This is a genomic window from Microbacterium sp. NPDC087592 (genome assembly GCF_044743585.1).
Classification (GTDB): domain Bacteria; phylum Actinomycetota; class Actinomycetes; order Actinomycetales; family Microbacteriaceae; genus Microbacterium.
In genome coordinates this window covers 530,188-545,477 of the sequence record NZ_JBIUWT010000001.1, presented here as the reverse complement: position 1 = coordinate 545,477, position 15,290 = coordinate 530,188, and the positions used below count along the sequence as shown (strand labels likewise).

The following is a 15,290-nucleotide window of genomic DNA, read 5'->3' as shown; positions in this document are numbered from 1 at the left end:
GCTGCTGTCACCCGTCCGTCGGGACGACCGGTCCGATGCCGGTGAGCGCGTACCGGCTACCGTCCGAGCGGCGTTCCACGAGCTGGTAGTCCACGAGATAGCGGCGGAGCACGGCGACATCTTCCGAATACGGCAGAAGCCTGCTGTTCGCCTCGCGTTCGGTGACGACCTCTCCTTCGGAGAACACAGCGCGGGCGACCCAGGCGAGGAGCTCCCCGCGCTCGTGGAGGTTCGCCGGGTACTGGCGGATGCGCTTTCCGTCGGTGAACCGTTCGATCCCCTCGCGCCGGGGAACGGTGGCCGACGCCAGAATCTCTCGGAACACGTCGGGCGCGAGCGCCTGGGTCTCCGCGTCGACGAGCCCGCTCTGCGTGACCGCCTCCGTCACCCGCCGGCGTCGGGAGGGCGAGAGACCTTCCGTGGCCGACGCGAGACTGCTGCCCAGCATCACCTCGGCGGCGACCCGGCGCGTCTCCGGGTTCGCGAGAATCGCGATCAGCGGTCGCCAGCCGTTCGAGTCTTCCATCGCACCATCTTTCATCCGCAGCGCCGCCTCGTGCTCCCGCCGCGAGCCGTGGGAACCTCCTGCAGGCTACTTCGTGTGGTCATCTCGGCGCGATATACGGGTGACACCGAGACCCTCCATCCGCCACACTGAGTCCCATGGGATCAGCGTTGACCACCATCGGATTACCCGTCGCCCTCGGCATCATCATGCTGGGTCTCGGCCTCAGCCTCACTCTCGCCGACTTCGCGAGAGTGCTGAAGCAGCCGAAGGCGGTGATCATCGCGCTGCTCTGTCAGCTCGTCGTGCTGCCGGCGATCTGCTTCGGACTCGTGCTGGCGTTCCAGCTCCCACCGATCCTGGCCGTCGGCATGATGATGCTGGCCGCATCGCCCGGCGGTACCACCGCGAACCTCTACAGCCATCTGTTCCGCGGGGACATCGCGCTGAACATCTCGCTCACCGCGGTGAACTCGGTCATCGCGGTGATCACACTGCCGATCATCACCAACTTCGCCATCGCGTACTTCGAGCCGTTCGACGACCGGCTCGGCCTGCAGTGGTCGAAGGCGCTGGAGGTGTTCGCGATCGTGCTGCTGCCGGTGGCGCTGGGCATGATCGTGCGGCGCTTCTGGCCGAAGTTCGCCACGGGCATGGACAAGCCCGTACGCATCGCCTCGGTGATCATCCTGATCGTCGTGATCGCCGGCGCGGTGGCATCGAACTGGACGTTGCTGGTGGCCAACTTCACTCAGCTCGCCCTCATCACCGTGCTGTTCTGCCTGATCAGCCTCACCATCGGCTTCCTGATCCCGCGGATGCTGCGGGTGGGCAAGCGGCAGGCGATCGCCACGTCGTTCGAGATCGGCATCCACAATGCGACGCTCGCGATCGTCATCGCGCAGTCCGTGCTCGGCTCCGTGGAGCTGAGCTTGCCCGCCGCCGTCTACGGAGTGCTGATGTTCTTCATCGCGTTCGGCTTCGGCTTCCTCATCCGGGATCGGACGGTCGAGGGTACCGAGGGCGTCGCGGCGCCCTCGGGTGCCTCCCGTTCATAGACTGGAGCGATGCGACCGCTCACAGAGGCCGACGTCAGGGCATCGTTCGTCAATGCGGATGCCGATGAGCTGCGGACCATGGAGATGCCGCACGACTTTCTGCTCGTCGACTGGGACTACCTCGACTTCTTCGCCTGGCAGGACCCGAGCGCCAATCGACGCGGCTATGTGCTGGTCCCGCACGGCGATGGGGTTCTCGGCGTCGTCCTCCGTGCCACCGAGCCGGGGCGCGGACGCTCGGGTCTGTGCAACATCTGCCACACCATGCAGCCGGGCAATCAGATCGCACTCCTCTCCGCACGGCGCGCGGGAGAGGCGGGGCGACGAGGGGACTCGTTCGGCACCTACATGTGTGCCGATCTGTCGTGCCACGAGAACGTGCGTCTGGCGCACCCGCTCGCGCCCAACGAGATCCGGACTCCCGGGCAGGTCGACTTCCGCCTCGACGGCACGCGGCGTCGGATGGAGACCTTCGTCTCTCGCGTCTGGGAGCAGAACTGATCACGGTTACGCTGGACCACACGTCCTGTGCTCGAAGGAGAAGCCATGAGTGATGCCATCCTGTTCGCCGTCGAAGAGGGAATGGCTCGGCTCACGCTGAATCGTCCTGCTCGCCTCAATGCGTTCAACGCCGACCTCGCCCACGCGTGGAGGGATGCGACGGCCGAGGCGACGTCGCGGTCCGACGTGAAGGCGATCCTGATCGATGCGGCAGGTCCGGCCTTCTGTGCCGGCGGCGACGTCATCGACATGGCTACGACGATGGGGGCATCCGGTGCGGAGATCACCGCGCTCGCCGAGGTGATCAACGCCGGTATCCGGTCGCTCACCGAGTCTGCGGTGCCCGTCGTCGCCGCCGCGCACGGCACCACGGCCGGCGGAGGCCTCGGCATCCTGCTCTCCAGCGATTACGCGGTCGTCGGGTCGCGTTCCAAGCTCGGCAGCCTGTACGCGAACATCGGCCTGACTCCCGACCTCTCGGTGTCGGCGCAGCTCGCCAGGGCGGTCGGCCAGCGTCGCGCGTTGCAGCTCGTGCTTCAGGACCGGCTGCTGTCGGCATCGGAGGCCGTGGAATGGGGGCTCGTCGCCGAGTCGGTGGCAGGCGCCGACGGTGCCGCCGAGGCGGATGCCGTGCGTGCCCGCGGCGAGGAGATCGCGCGCTTCTGGCTCGCCGGAGCAGCCGACGCGTACGGGCAGGCGAAGCGGCTCGTGCGCTCGCAGCCTGAACGCTCGTTCGTCGAGCAGCTGACGGAAGAGGCGCGCTCGATCGGTGCAGCGCTGGAGACTCCGGATGCGCAGGCGAGGGTCGCGGCCTTCGCCGCCGCGTCCGCGAGGAAGTCGGGCTGACTTCTCCTGCCCGCATCGGCGTCGGGTGACGACTTCTCCTCAGCACGGCGCTCGGCCCTCGCCTGCGGCGATGCGCGTGGCAGGATGAAGGCATCGCCGCTCGACGAGAGGATCGCCATGTCCCAGCCGGACATCACCACGCAGCCGCAGGGTGAGAAGAAGAATATGTCGCTGCTGATCAGAGGATCCCTCTGGATCGCCATCGGCGCACTGATCGCCGCGGCGCTCGTGTGCGTCATCTGGGTGCTCGTGGGGGATCAGGACGGGCTGATCGGAAGAGCCTTCCTCACGATCCTGCTTCTGGCGGCCTTCGCGGGGATCGCGATCCTCGAGGCCGGCCTCGCGCCGAATCGCCCCGACTGGCTGCAACTGGCCAGCATGGTGAGCTGGATCGTCGCGCTGCTCGTCGGAGCCGTCAAGATCTGGCTCCCCGAAGACGGCATGTTCTTCGGGGCCGAGCGCTTCTTCCAGCTGCTGCTCGTCATCGGCATCCTGCAGCTCGCCCTCCTGCATGTGCGGCTGTTCACTCCCGCCGCTGAACGGCACGTCACGACCTTCACCCGTGTGATCTACATCGTCACGATCACCTTCCTGGTCGGACTCGTCGGCATGCTCGTGTTCTTCCTCGCCTTCCCGAACACGTTCCACTACGGCGAGCTCTACTGGCGGATCGTCGTCGCGCTCACGATCCTCGTCGCCGTCGGCACCACGCTCATCCCGCTGCTCAACGCGCTGTTCGCGCCGAAGAAGAAGTCGTCGCCCGCTCGTGGCGTCGCGCCGGCGCCGTCGTGGCCGACCTACGCCGACGGCGTCACCCCGCTGCCGGCGCTGCCCGACTCGTCGCCCGACTGGAACGCCTACTACACCGGATATCCGACCCCGGCGCCGTCGCAGCAGCAGCTTGCCGCGCCCGCGTCGAGTTTCCCGGTCGCGCCGCAGCCTGTGCCCCCGCAGCCCGTGCCGCCGCAGTTCGCGCCGCCCGCCGCTCCTGGTGGACACCTCGTCCCTCCTGCGCCTGCCGGAGGCCAGCCGTCGGCCCCGCAGCAGGGCGAACCTCAGGCGTTCCCGCCGCCGCCGCCCGCGCCCCAGCACCCTGCACAGTGACGCTCGAACTCGAGCTCGGCGAACTCGCGACCGAGGTCGCCCGGGAAGCAGGGGCGCTCGCCCGAGCCCGTCGGCGTGACGGGGTGCGTCTCGCCGCCACCAAGACGACCCTCGCCGACATCGTGACGGACGCCGACCGCGAGGTCGAGGCGCTCATCCGAGAGCGTCTGCGCGCCGCTCGTCCCGAAGACGGCTTCCTGGGCGAAGAGTCGGGCGCCGAGCCGGGCGCGAGCGGGATCACGTGGGTCGTCGATCCGATCGACGGCACGGTGAACTACGCCTACGGCATCCCTGCGTACAACGTCAGCATCGCCGCGGTGCAGGGCGAACCCGACCCGGAGACTTGGGTGGCACTCGCCGCCGCCGTCAACGCGCCCGCGCTCGGGGAGATCTTCACGGCGGCCCGTGGCCACGGAGCATGGTTGGAGGGAAGCCGCCTCGCGGTGACCGAAGAGATTCCGGCGGGAGCGCTCCTGGGCACCGGCTTCGGCTACGACCCCGCGACCCACGAGGGCGATCTCGCCACGGTGGCGCGCGTCATGCCGATAGCGCGCGATCTCCGACGCATGGGTGCTGCGGCGCTCGACCTCGCCTACGTCGCGGCCGGGCGTCTCGACGGGTACTTCGAGCGGCGGCTCCGCCCGTGGGACCACGCCGCCGGGGCACTTCTGATCACGGAGGCGGGAGGCCGCGTCTCCCGGATCGACGTCGAGTCGACGCGGCCGATGCTGGTGGCCGGAGGTCGCGAGGTGCACGCCCGACTGCTCGAGATCCTCGACCCGAAACACTGACTGATTCATGGCATTCCCAGGCTGATCAGGGTATGGTTTACCCGATCGTTACTTTTGCCACCCGAAGGTGAAAGTCTGAGTTTGCGCCCCCGAGCATGACGCACGACCGAGAGAAACGCTTTGCCCTTCGAGAATTCCCAGGCTGCCTCTGCGCCCACGCGCCGGTCCAGCCGACTCCGCACTGAGGCCCCCGACGCCTCCGCGGCGGGAACGACGGCACCCGACTCCGTGGCAGAAGCCGCGGCCCTCGCCGTCGTCGCTCCGCTTTCCCGCCGTGCTGCACGCCAGCGACAGACCACCGATGACACCGTGGTCGAGCCTCCCTTCATCGCCCCGACGCCTGAGCCGATCATCGCGGATGTGCCCGCCTCGCCGGTCGCTGTCGACAAGGTCGAGCAGATCATCGAGATCGCCACCGGCGACGAGGACCACGCCGCGGCCGAGCCGGAGCCGGCGACCGACCTGCCCCTCGAAGACGATGCCGACGCCTTCGAGCGTGCGTCCCGCGCTTTCCGCACGGGCTCGATCCCGACGGTCGACTCCGCCGCCGCCGCGTTCACCGCGCGGAAGTCGCCGGCTGCGGACTCTCCGCAGCCCGAGGCGCCCGTCCACGTCGTCGCGCGCCGCCCGCGTAGCTTCCGCAAGGTCGTGGCCGTCGGCGCCAGCGTCGGCGTGATGAGCCTCGCAGGGCTCCTCGCCGTCTCCATGACTCTTCCCGCCGAGGCTGTCGCCGCGGTTCAGGGAACCTCGGTCGCCGCCACTTCGCTGGTCTCGGCTGCTGCCGCCGACGCGAAGGGAGCGGCCGACGACGAGATCCAGGCCTTCGTCGCACCCTCGGGCGTCGAGAACGAGACGCTTGCGCGGTCCGACGACTTCAGCACCGTCTCGCTGGTCCAGGTCGCCGCCGAGCAGGGCATCAACTACTCGGGCGAGATCTTCACGAACGACCCCGACGCGGCCATCCAGTGGCCCTTCCTGGTCGGCGTCGGCATGAGCTACGGGTACGGCATGCGCAGTGGCCGTCTGCACGAGGGCATCGACTTCGTTCCCGGTGACGGCGCCCCGGTTCAGGCGATCGCCGACGGCACCGTCCGCATCGCGACCGAGCAGGGCGGCGCCTACGGCGTCACCGTCTACATCGATCACGTCATCGACGGTTCGGTCATCACGAGCCACTACTCGCACATGCAGTACGGTTCGCTGCAGGTCAAGGCCGGCGAGACCGTCAAGGTCGGCACCGTCGTCGGCAAGACCGGAAACACGGGCCGTTCCTACGGCGCGCACATGCACTTCGAGCTCATCGTCAACGGGTCGACCATCGATCCGATGCCGTGGCTCAAGGAGAACGCCGGGCGGACGTCGTACTGACCGGCCCGGATTTCATGAGGACGCCACAGTAATGGTATTCTCGTACGGTTGCCCCGCGAGGGGCAGCACGCCCCGATAGCTCAGTGGCAGAGCACTTCCATGGTAAGGAAGGGGTCGTCAGTTCAATCCTGACTCGGGGCTCGCAGCATTCTTCTCACGCGGACGGATGCCTCGCGGCAGGGTAGCTCAGCTGGTTAGAGCGCACGACTCATAATCGTGAGGTCGCGGGTTCAAGCCCCGCTCCTGCTACAGACTTAAACCCCCGGTCATCCGGGGGTTTTGTCGTTTGCGGGTGTGGGGATCTTCGGCCCTGCGGGTTGCTCCTAGAGGCCTCGCTGAAGGCGCTGAAGCGCCCTCCCGTAGCGCGTGCGTGCGGTGGACTCGTTCATCGAGAGGAGTCGTGCGGCCTCGGCGATGGTGAAGCCGTCCCAATGGATCAGGGTGACGAGCTCCCGTGATCGCGCATCGAGAGACATCACCGCCCGACGGACGACCTCTGCTCGCATCCTCACCTCAGCGGCGGCATCGGCGGCGTTGTCGGGCTGCGCGGCGCTGCGCAGATGCTCCCTCAGGTCGTCTGCGAGCGCGATCCGCTTCGCAGTGTGCCGGTAGTACTCCCGAAGCACGTTCCGCGCGATGCCGAAACACCACATTCTCGATTCCGGATCAGTCGCGGGCACACGTGTCGCGTTCTCCCAGAGGGCCAACAACACGCGCCCCAGAAGGTCCGCCGCGTCCTCCGGCTGGTTCACACGACGTCGAAGGTAGCGGAGGATGTCGTCGGCGTTCTCTTTGACGACGACTTCGATCCACTCCGCGGTCTCGGAGGCCGGGGCGCATCCGCCCGTCACCGCAGTTGTCCCGTGCAGTCCATCGTCGCGCCAGCCGACTGGCCGTCCTGCTGGAGACCAGCGGGGATCTCGTCCCAGATCAGATCCGTCGCGCGGGAGAACGAGAAGTCGTCGCGGATCTCCTGCGTGTCCACCTCCCAGTCGTCATTGGGGCCGGGGACGAATGGGTTGGCGATCGCTTCGTCGTAGATGTGCTGACCGATCCCCGTCCAGTCATGGTTCTGGACGAACTCTGCAAGCCGCTCATCGGCTGCAGTCCGGTGGGCGGGGTCGCCGAAGTGGATCCCGTAGCGGCACGTCACGTCTACGCCGGTGTCCGTCGTGTAGACGATGGGGATCTCCGCATCGAGCTCGACTTGAGTCCCGTTCACCAACAGGCTGAGAGGGATCACGATCGCGGCGCCGGTCAGAGCGACCACGCCGACGATGCCGAACGGAATCAGGATGCGCCGGCGCTTCCACCACGGTGAGTGCGTGGGATGCACGGCTTTGGCGGCATCCTGCGCTTCGGCCGTCATGCGCCGAACAAGATCGTGCAGCCTCGCGTCGTCGCGTTCCCCGACGGGATCTGCCGACGCGATCTCCGACTGCAGCTTTTCGTCCATCATGTGCTCCTTCGACATCGTCTCTCATGAAGGACATGACAGAAGGTCGCCGAACCGTCTCAACTGCGTTCCGTCGAGAAGTTCGGCGCCGTCCGGCAAGTGGCTGCGTGTCAGTCGACGACGCGCATCAGCCGGTCGCGGGAGCGCTCGATGTGCGTGCGCATCGACTCCGCCGCCGCGGTGGGGTCGCCCTCGGTGATGGCGCGGACGATGGCCGCGTGCTCGTCGACCGTGTCGGACACGTACGCGCCCGTGTAGGCGAGTCGGAACGTGTGCAGGTGGCAGTGCGTGCGCGCATACGCCTGGCGGACCGTCTCGTTCTGCGCCGACCGGAACACGAGGTCGTGCAGTCGCACGTCATGGCGGGAGAGCAGGCGATAGGCGTCCGCCTCTCCGACCGCGGTCCGCCCCGTCTCGACCTCGTGAGCGAGTTCCTTCAGATCCGTGGCCGAGCGGCGTTCGGCGGCGCTCGCCGCGCTGCCCGGCTCCAGCAGCAGTCGCAGTTCGAAGAGTTCGGTCAGCCGCGTCCGGTCGAGCAGATCGGTCGTGCGGTACCCGCGCAGGGGGAGCTTCTCGACGAGCCCGTCCGACTCGAGTCGCGCGAGCGCCTCTCGCACCGGAGTGGGTGACACTTCGAACTGCCGGGCCAGCTCGCCGGCGTTGATGCGCGCGTCCGGCGGGTAGGTTCCGTCGAGGATCGACTGCTGGAGCGCGCCGTACACCTCGTCGCCGAGCATCGTGCGTGCACCGGGGGTGAAGGAGGGCAACTGACCGAGCGTAGACATCCGACCTTTCCCTTGACATCGCGGCGGAGTGCAGCCATCATATCCTTTGAAAGATCAAATACGATATTTCAAAAGGAACCCTTTCCTGGAGGCTCAAAGATGCGCATCACACAGCACGTGCGGCTCGGCGCCGTCATCGCGGCAGCCGCCGCCCTCACCCTCGCGCTCGGCGCGTGCACCCCGCAGAACGCCGATCCGGATGCCGGCGGCGACGGGGCCGGCGGGGATCTGTCCGACGTGCGCGTCGCCCTCGTTCCCGGCGGCGCCCACCCGTACTTCCAGCCCTGGATCGAGGCCGGCGAGAAGGCGGCCAAGGACTTCAGCCTCGGCGAGGTCACGTTCAACGAGACCGCCGAGTGGGACCAGACCAAGCAGAACGATGTGATCAACTCGCTCGTGGCCAACGGCTACAACGCGTTCGGCATCTTCGGCGTCTCCCCGACGGACATCAACGCGACCTTCAAGAAGCTCACCGATGCGGGGGTCGCGGTCGGATCCATCGCCTCCTGTCCGGCAGGCGACGAGAACCTCGCCGCGTTCTGCCTCTCGACCGACACCGAGGAAGCCGCCTACCAGGCTGCCGCTGCGGCCATCGAGGCGATCGGCGGCAAGGGCACGATCGTGCACATGACCGGCAACAACGTCGACTCCAACACGCAGCGTCGCATCGAAGGCGTCCAGCGCGCGATCGACGAGACCGACGGCGCCGTGACCCTGCTCCAGACCATCACCGATGTCGACACCGACCTCGCGACCGCCCAGAAGGCGGCATCCGACCTCCTCGCGGCGAGCGGCTCCGAGATCAACGCGATCGTCACCACGGCCTACAACCCGGCCGTCGCGAGCGCCGAGGCGATCGCCGAATCCGGCCTCGAGATCCAGCTCGTCGCGATCGACGACGACGCCACCATCCTCGACGGCATCCGCGACGGCTCCGTCTACGGAACGGTCGCGCAGAACCCCGCCGGCCAGGCCTATGTGGGCAGCTGGGTGCTGGCTCAGCTCGCGAGCGGCACCTGCGAGATGGCCGACCCCGGTGTGATCGTCGACTCCGGCTCGTTCGTCGTCACGAAGGACAACGTCGACACGTACGACGACGAGCGCGTCGCGTTCGCCGAGAAGGTGAAGAAGCAGTTCGACGACGAGCTGCTCACCTGCAAGTGATCTGACCCACACCAGGAGATGTACCCGATGGCCAGTACGATCACCGATGCTCGCGCGTTCCTCGTGGACGTCGCCGTCGAGACCGAACGCACGGATGCCGTGCAGAGCTTCGTGTCTCAGGAGACGATCTTCGTCGAGCTCACCACGAGCGATGGCCTGCACGGCCTCGGGTACTCCTACACGATCGGAACAGGGGGTCGCGCGGTGCTGTCGATGCTGCGCGACCACCTGCTCCCGATCCTCGTCGGCCAGGAAGCCGACCGCATCGAGGCGGTCTGGTACCGCCTGTTCGCCTCGACCCGCGCGACGACGACCGGGGCCATCACCTCGCTGGCCCTCGCCGCCGTCGACACGGCGCTGTGGGACATCGCCTCGCGCAGAGCGGGACTCCCGTTGTGGCGCCTCGCGGGTGGGTTCCGCCGTGACATCCCCCTCTATGACACCGAAGGCGGGTGGCTGCACCTCGACTCCGACGAGCTGGTGGCCGGTGCGCTCGCCTCGAAGGATGCCGGTCTCAAGGGTGTCAAGGTGAAGATCGGCAAGCCGAGCGGGCAGGAGGATCGCGAGCGACTGACGGCCGTTCGTGAGGCCGTCGGCTCGCACTTCGACATCATGGTCGACGCCAACCAGTCCCTGACCGGCGCGGAGGCCATCCGTCGTGCTCGACTGTTCGACGGACTCGACCTCGGCTGGATCGAGGAGCCCCTGCCCGCCGATGACATCGAGGGGCATGCCAGGCTCGCGGCATCGACCTCGACACCGATCGCGGTGGGGGAGTCGATGTACTCGATCGCGCAGTTCCGCGAGTATCTCGACCGCGGCGCCGCGGGAATCGTCCAGGTGGACGTCGCCCGCATCGGCGGCATCACCCCTTGGCTGAAGGTCGCGCACCTCGCCGAGTCGTTCAACGTGCACGTGTGCCCGCACTTCCTCATGGAGCTGCACGTGAGCCTGGTCGCCGCAGTGCCGAACGGACGCTACGTCGAGCACATCCCGCAGCTGCGCGCGATCACCCGGACCGGTATGACCATCGAAGGCGGCCGCGCCCTCGCGCCGGAGACGCTCGGCCTGGGCATCGATTGGGATCGCGATGCGATGGACGACAGGATCGTGCTCTGATGTCGCGTCTGGGTGCTGCCGCGCGCGCCGAGCTCCGCTCACCGCGTGCGCTCCTCGTCGTCCTGATCGTCGTCCTGGTCACGACCCTGGCGATCCTCAAACCGGCGTTCCTCAACGGCCCCTTCGTCATCGCGCCGCTGCTCACGACGATCGCGATCTTCACGGTCGTCGGGCTCGCACAGATGGTCGTGCTCTCGATCGGCCACATGAACCTCGCTGTGGGACAGCTCGCGGGGATCGGAGCGCTCGTCACCGGTGCCGCGTTCGAGAACTTCGACCTGCCGCTCCTCGCCGGGCTCGCTCTCGGGGTGCTCGCCAGTACGGCGCTCGGCGCGCTCGCCGGATGGATCATCGCCAAGACCGGAGTGAACTCCTTCATCGTGACTCTCGCGATGAGCTTCACGCTGCTGGGGCTGATCCCCACGCTGTACAAGTCGTGGAGCACCGGCCAGGCCTTCACGGTCTCGCCCGCCGGGTTCGAGACCATCGGGCGTGGCACCTTCGCCGACGTCTGCATGTTCGGCTACTGCGGGTCGAACGCCGTGCCGCTGATGGTCCTGCCCGCACTCGGCTGCATGGCCGTGATCTGGTACTTCTACACCTGCACACGCAGCGGACGCGAAGTCCTGATGACCGGCAGCAGTGTGAAGGCCGCAGAGCTCTCTGGCATCCCCACCGCGAGCCGGACCATCCTCGCGCATGCCCTCTCCGGGCTGCTCGCGGCGATCGCCGGGTTCTTGCTCGCCGCGAGCACGGGGTCGTTCACCCCCGCCATCGGCAGCGAGTTCATGCTCTCCTCGTTCCTCGGACCGATCCTCGGCGGCACGCTGCTCGCCGGCGGCCTGGTCTCGATCGTCGGCACCGCGCTCGGCATCACGCTGACCTCGGTGATCCGCAAGGGGCTCGAGCTGTTCGGGGTCGGGCTCGAGACGCTCAACGTCCTGCTCGGCGTCATCCTCCTGGCGGCACTCGCCACGGACCGGCTGCGGCTGCTCTTCGCGCGACGCCGTCCCGCCGCAGCGACGGAGTCCGCCGCGACGCTCGCCGTCGAACTCGAAGAGGCGGAGGCCCACCGATGAAACGCATGATCAGCGCGAACAACCTCCTGCTGGTCGGGATCGTCGTGGTCGGAGCCGCCGTGCTGGGCATGGCGACATCGGGACAGTTCTTCGGCCCGGTGTCGATGACGAGCTTCTTCCGGTTCGTCAGCGTGCCGATCCTGATCGGGCTCGCCCAGATGATCACGCTCTGCGTCGGGCAGCTCAACCTCGCGGTCGGTGCCATCGGCGGTGTCGCGGCCTGCTTCACCGGCGTGATCGTCACCTCCTGGGGCGTCCCCCCATGGATCGGTGCCCTCGTAGCCGTGCTCACCGGCGCCGTCCTCGGCCTCGTCAACGGTCTGCTGGTCGTCGGGACCAGGATCAACGGCTTCATCGTGACTCTCGCGATGTCGCAGATCCTGATCGGTGTGCAGTACGCCCTCGTGGGCACCCGTACGATCGAGCGCAAGGCCTGGCCCGAGCTCGCCGCCTTCGGGCGGTCGGAGATCCTGGGCATCCCCACGATCTTCCTGATGACGCTCGTGGTCGCCGTGATCGTCGCCCTGTACTTCGCACAGACGGTGTCGGGACGCAAGCTCCTGGCCAGCGGGGGCAACGCCTCGGCCGCGCAGCTCGCGGGAATCTCGACCGACCGTGCTCTCGTCGTGGCCCACACGCTCTCCGGACTCCTCTGCGGCGTCGCCGCGATGGTGAGTATCTCGTTCCTCCCCGGCGTGAACACGACCGTCGGCGGCGACTGGCTGCTGCCGAGCTTCGCCGCACCGATCATCGGCGGCGTCGCGCTCGCCGGAGGGACCGTGGCCGTCCTCGGCACGGTGCTCGCGGCGATGGTCGTGCGGCTCGTGGATGCCGCCAGCCCGATCTTCCGCTTCGACGCCGAGGTCGTGAACTTCGTCGTCGGTGCGGTGGTGCTGGGTACCGTGGCTCTCGGCAAGCTGCGCGAGGTGCAGGCGTCTCGACATGCCAGCAGGATCAGATCGTTGCGAGCGGAAGCCGCACTGGCGGAGGTGAAGCGATGACCGTCGCACTGGAAGTCCGGAACCTGCGCAAGACGTTCCCTGGCGTGACCGCGCTCGCCGACGCGAACCTGACCCTCGAGGCCGGCTCGGTGCACGCCCTCATGGGCGAGAACGGCGCGGGCAAGTCGACGCTCATCAAGATCGTGACCGGTGTGCAGGGCGCTGACTCCGGGAGCCTGATCCTGGGCGGTGAGGAGATCTCGTTCTCGAACCCGCTGGAGGCGATGGCGGCCGGCATCGGTGTCGTGCATCAGGAGCGCAACGTCGTCCGCGAGTTCACCGTGGGGGAGAACATCGCCCTCTCCGCGATGCCCCGCCGTGCGGGCACGGTCGACTGGCGGCAGGTGTGGCGCGAGTCGAAGCGCTGCCTGGACATGCTCGACCTCGACATCGACCCCCGCACCCCCATGCGTGAGCTCTCGGCCGCGCAGATCCAGCTTGTGGAGATCGCCCGCGGCCTGTACCGCAGCGCCAAGGTGCTTCTGCTCGACGAACCGACCGCCTCACTCAGCAACGACGAGGCCGACCGGCTCTACAAAGTGGTGCGCCAGCTCAGCGCCGAGGGCACCGCCATCGTCCTCGTCAGCCACAAGCTGGACGAGGTGTTCGCGCACTGCGATGCGATCACGGTGCTCCGCGACGGCAGCACCGTCATGCCCTCGCAGCCGATCGCGGACACGACCCATGACGAGGTCGTCGCGCGGATGGTCGGCCGCACGCTCGCCGATCTGGAGGTCGAGGAGCGCGAGGTCGACCGCACCGTCACACCCGCGCTCGAGCTGACGGACGTCAGCACCGCCGCCGGGCATCGCCGCATCTCGCTCGCGGTTCATCCGGGAGAGGTGCTCGGGATGTACGGGCTCGTCGGCGCCGGCCGCACCGAGCTCGCGCGAGCCATCCTCGGACTCGACCGGGTCGTCGGGGGAGAGGTGAAGGTCGACGGCAGATCGGTGCGGATCCGCTCCGTGCGCGATGCCCTGCGCCGTTTCCGCATCGGCTACGTCACCGAGAACCGCAAGGAGGAGGGAGTCTTCCTCCTGCAGTCGATCACGCGCAACGTCGCCGTCACCATCTGGTCGGAGATCTCGAAGGTCCTCGGATTCGTCCCCGGGCGCACGGAGCGCGACGCGGTGCAGACCCACGTCGTCGCCCTGGACATCAGGATCAGCTCGCAGGATCAGCTCGCCGGACAGCTCTCCGGAGGCAACCAGCAGAAGGTCTCTCTGGCCAAGTGGCTCGCCGCGCGGACCCGTGTGCTCATCATCGACGAGCCGACGGTCGGGATCGACGTGCGCACCAAGCGCGCGTTCTACGAACTCATCTGGCGGCTCGCCGACGACGGCATGGCGATCCTGCTCATCTCGAGCGACCTCGCCGAGATGGTGACTCTCGCCGACCGCATCGTCGTGATGGACCAGTTCATCGTGCGCGGTGTCGTCGAGAACACGCACGATTACCAGCCGATGAGTGCGGCCGTGATGAGTCACATCCACGGATCGTCGGTGGAGGCTTCATGATCCCCGTTCGCACGCATCGCGGGCTCGACGTCAGCGTCCTCGGCATGGGGTGCGCCCAGCTCGGCAACCTCGGCAGTGTGTTGACCGACGAGGAGGCGGAAGCCTCGGTGCACGCGGCCTGGGACGCCGGCATCCGCTACTTCGACACGGCGCCCCACTACGGACTCGGCCTCTCGGAGCGCCGACTCGGCCGCGCGCTCGCCGCGTATCCGCGGGACGAGTACGTGCTCTCCACGAAAGTCGGGCGACTACTCGTCCCGAGCCCGGAGACGGCTCACCTGCGGGACATGGCCAACCTCTTCGACGTGCCGTCCGACGTGCGTCGCGTCTACGACCTCAGCCGCGACGGCGTGCTGCGGTCGCTCGAGGCGAGCCTGGACCGGCTCGGAGTCGACCGGGTGGACGTCGTGTACATGCACGACCCGGACGACCACTTCGACGCCGCCAGGACCACCGGTGCGCAGACGCTGTCGGCGCTGCGCGACGAGGGCGTGATCGGAGCGTACGGCGCCGGGATGAACCAGGCCGGGATGCTCGCCGACCTGATCGAGCAGACCGACGCGGACATCGTGATGTGCGCCGGTCGCCTCACGCTGCTCGAGCAGGCCGCCAGTCTGCGGATGCTGCGGCTCGCGCGCGAGCGTGGTGTCGCGGTGGTCGCCGCCGCCGTCTACAACTCGGGGCTCCTCGCCCGTGACAGCGTGCCCGACCGGGTCAGCTACGACTACGCCGATGCGCCCCAGGACGTGGTGGAGCGGGCGCGCGAGCTCGAGCGCATCTGCCGCGCGCATGGCGTGACGCTGCCGTCGGCCGCCGTGCAGTATCCGCTGCGGATGCCGCAGGTGGTCTCGGCCGTCGTGGGGATGCGCGGGGTGCAGCAGGTGACGGAGGCCGTCGCCCGCGCGACGGCGAGCATTCCGGAGTCGCTGTGGAACGCGTTGGAGCAAGCCGGGCACGTCCTGTCACCGGAATCGATCTGAGCGCGGAGGGGACCAC

16 protein-coding genes and 2 tRNA genes are annotated in these 15,290 nt (G+C 68.1%); 14 read left to right on the top strand and 4 right to left on the bottom strand.

The window, feature by feature from the left end:
• Positions 1-7 precede the first annotated feature (7 nt).
• Entirely contained in the window at positions 8-526 is a 519-nt protein-coding gene (locus tag ACIOTO_RS02685; RefSeq protein ID WP_400856327.1) for a DUF2087 domain-containing protein, read from the bottom strand.
• Between the two features lie 137 nt (positions 527-663).
• On the opposite strand from ACIOTO_RS02685, the gene ACIOTO_RS02680 reads away from it, so the two are divergent.
• The 8 genes from ACIOTO_RS02680 to ACIOTO_RS02645 all read left to right on the top strand — a co-directional run bounded on the left by ACIOTO_RS02680 (position 664) and on the right by ACIOTO_RS02645 (position 6,422).
• Positions 664-1,563, top strand: coding sequence for a bile acid:sodium symporter family protein (locus ACIOTO_RS02680; protein WP_400856325.1), 900 nt, complete (start codon positions 664-666; stop codon positions 1,561-1,563).
• A 9-nt stretch (positions 1,564-1,572) separates the two neighbouring features.
• Positions 1,573-2,064 carry an FBP domain-containing protein gene (locus tag ACIOTO_RS02675; RefSeq protein ID WP_400856324.1) on the top strand — a complete coding sequence of 164 codons (492 nt, stop codon included), beginning with the start codon at positions 1,573-1,575 and terminating at the stop codon, positions 2,062-2,064.
• 45 nt (positions 2,065-2,109) lie between these two features.
• Positions 2,110-2,910 carry an enoyl-CoA hydratase/isomerase family protein gene (locus ACIOTO_RS02670; protein ID WP_400856322.1) on the top strand — a complete coding sequence of 267 codons (801 nt, stop codon included), beginning with the start codon at positions 2,110-2,112 and terminating at the stop codon, positions 2,908-2,910.
• A gap of 117 nt (positions 2,911-3,027) precedes the next feature.
• Complete coding sequence (locus ACIOTO_RS02665; protein ID WP_400856320.1) at positions 3,028-4,014, top strand: hypothetical protein; 987 nt, start codon at positions 3,028-3,030, stop codon at positions 4,012-4,014.
• On the top strand, positions 4,011-4,805 hold the full coding sequence (locus tag ACIOTO_RS02660) for an inositol monophosphatase family protein (RefSeq protein WP_400856318.1): 795 nt from the start codon (positions 4,011-4,013) through the stop codon (positions 4,803-4,805). Before ACIOTO_RS02665 ends, ACIOTO_RS02660 begins: the two co-directional genes overlap by 4 nt.
• Positions 4,806-5,033: 228 nt before the next feature.
• Entirely contained in the window at positions 5,034-6,173 is a 1,140-nt protein-coding gene (locus ACIOTO_RS02655) for a M23 family metallopeptidase (protein WP_400856316.1), read from the top strand.
• A gap of 69 nt (positions 6,174-6,242) precedes the next feature.
• Positions 6,243-6,314: transfer RNA gene (locus tag ACIOTO_RS02650), tRNA-Thr, on the top strand.
• Between the two features lie 34 nt (positions 6,315-6,348).
• Positions 6,349-6,422: transfer RNA gene (locus ACIOTO_RS02645), tRNA-Met, on the top strand.
• 74 nt (positions 6,423-6,496) lie between these two features.
• Here the strand turns inward: ACIOTO_RS02645 and ACIOTO_RS02640 are convergent.
• The 3 genes from ACIOTO_RS02640 to ACIOTO_RS02630 form a co-directional block, all read right to left on the bottom strand.
• Positions 6,497-7,024: an RNA polymerase sigma factor gene (locus tag ACIOTO_RS02640; RefSeq protein ID WP_400856314.1), complete on the bottom strand. Its 528-nt coding sequence runs from the start codon at positions 7,022-7,024 to the stop codon at positions 6,497-6,499.
• A complete protein-coding gene (locus ACIOTO_RS02635) occupies positions 7,021-7,629 on the bottom strand; it encodes a hypothetical protein (RefSeq protein WP_400856313.1) in 609 nt (202 codons plus the stop codon). The genes ACIOTO_RS02640 and ACIOTO_RS02635 overlap by 4 nt, the downstream gene beginning before the upstream one ends.
• 110 nt (positions 7,630-7,739) lie before the next feature.
• Complete coding sequence (locus ACIOTO_RS02630) at positions 7,740-8,414, bottom strand: GntR family transcriptional regulator (RefSeq protein WP_029261133.1); 675 nt, start codon at positions 8,412-8,414, stop codon at positions 7,740-7,742.
• A 99-nt stretch (positions 8,415-8,513) separates the two neighbouring features.
• On the opposite strand from ACIOTO_RS02630, the gene ACIOTO_RS02625 reads away from it, so the two are divergent.
• The 6 genes from ACIOTO_RS02625 to ACIOTO_RS02600 are packed head-to-tail and all read left to right on the top strand — an operon-like array spanning position 8,514 to position 15,274.
• Positions 8,514-9,578 carry a substrate-binding domain-containing protein gene (locus ACIOTO_RS02625; protein WP_105712271.1) on the top strand — a complete coding sequence of 355 codons (1,065 nt, stop codon included), beginning with the start codon at positions 8,514-8,516 and terminating at the stop codon, positions 9,576-9,578.
• 27 nt (positions 9,579-9,605) lie between these two features.
• Complete coding sequence (locus tag ACIOTO_RS02620) at positions 9,606-10,697, top strand: mandelate racemase/muconate lactonizing enzyme family protein (protein ID WP_400856310.1); 1,092 nt, start codon at positions 9,606-9,608, stop codon at positions 10,695-10,697.
• Entirely contained in the window at positions 10,697-11,776 is a 1,080-nt protein-coding gene (locus ACIOTO_RS02615) for an ABC transporter permease (RefSeq protein ID WP_400856308.1), read from the top strand. Before ACIOTO_RS02620 ends, ACIOTO_RS02615 begins: the two co-directional genes overlap by 1 nt.
• Positions 11,773-12,777 carry an ABC transporter permease gene (locus tag ACIOTO_RS02610; RefSeq protein ID WP_105712268.1) on the top strand — a complete coding sequence of 335 codons (1,005 nt, stop codon included), beginning with the start codon at positions 11,773-11,775 and terminating at the stop codon, positions 12,775-12,777. Before ACIOTO_RS02615 ends, ACIOTO_RS02610 begins: the two co-directional genes overlap by 4 nt.
• Positions 12,774-14,294, top strand: a complete 1,521-nt coding sequence (locus ACIOTO_RS02605) for a sugar ABC transporter ATP-binding protein (protein ID WP_400856306.1) — start codon at positions 12,774-12,776, stop codon at positions 14,292-14,294. Before ACIOTO_RS02610 ends, ACIOTO_RS02605 begins: the two co-directional genes overlap by 4 nt.
• Complete coding sequence (locus ACIOTO_RS02600) at positions 14,291-15,274, top strand: aldo/keto reductase (protein ID WP_400856304.1); 984 nt, start codon at positions 14,291-14,293, stop codon at positions 15,272-15,274. Before ACIOTO_RS02605 ends, ACIOTO_RS02600 begins: the two co-directional genes overlap by 4 nt.
• The last annotated feature ends 16 nt before the right edge of the window (positions 15,275-15,290 follow it).

Bases quoted from the DNA above. Each gene is read 5' to 3' on its own strand.
- ACIOTO_RS02685 (WP_400856327.1), bottom strand. From the start codon at position 526: ATGGAAGACTCGAACGGCTGGCGACCGCTGATCGCGATTCTCGCGAAC.
- ACIOTO_RS02680 (WP_400856325.1), top strand. From the start codon at position 664: ATGGGATCAGCGTTGACCACCATCGGATTACCCGTCGCCCTCGGCATC.
- ACIOTO_RS02675 (WP_400856324.1), top strand. From the start codon at position 1,573: ATGCGACCGCTCACAGAGGCCGACGTCAGGGCATCGTTCGTCAATGCG.
- ACIOTO_RS02670 (WP_400856322.1), top strand. From the start codon at position 2,110: ATGAGTGATGCCATCCTGTTCGCCGTCGAAGAGGGAATGGCTCGGCTC.
- ACIOTO_RS02665 (WP_400856320.1), top strand. From the start codon at position 3,028: ATGTCCCAGCCGGACATCACCACGCAGCCGCAGGGTGAGAAGAAGAAT.
- ACIOTO_RS02635 (WP_400856313.1), bottom strand. From the start codon at position 7,629: ATGGACGAAAAGCTGCAGTCGGAGATCGCGTCGGCAGATCCCGTCGGG.
- ACIOTO_RS02630 (WP_029261133.1), bottom strand. From the start codon at position 8,414: ATGTCTACGCTCGGTCAGTTGCCCTCCTTCACCCCCGGTGCACGCACG.
- ACIOTO_RS02625 (WP_105712271.1), top strand. From the start codon at position 8,514: ATGCGCATCACACAGCACGTGCGGCTCGGCGCCGTCATCGCGGCAGCC.
- ACIOTO_RS02620 (WP_400856310.1), top strand. From the start codon at position 9,606: ATGGCCAGTACGATCACCGATGCTCGCGCGTTCCTCGTGGACGTCGCC.
- ACIOTO_RS02615 (WP_400856308.1), top strand. From the start codon at position 10,697: ATGTCGCGTCTGGGTGCTGCCGCGCGCGCCGAGCTCCGCTCACCGCGT.
- ACIOTO_RS02610 (WP_105712268.1), top strand. From the start codon at position 11,773: ATGAAACGCATGATCAGCGCGAACAACCTCCTGCTGGTCGGGATCGTC.
- ACIOTO_RS02605 (WP_400856306.1), top strand. From the start codon at position 12,774: ATGACCGTCGCACTGGAAGTCCGGAACCTGCGCAAGACGTTCCCTGGC.
- ACIOTO_RS02600 (WP_400856304.1), top strand. From the start codon at position 14,291: ATGATCCCCGTTCGCACGCATCGCGGGCTCGACGTCAGCGTCCTCGGC.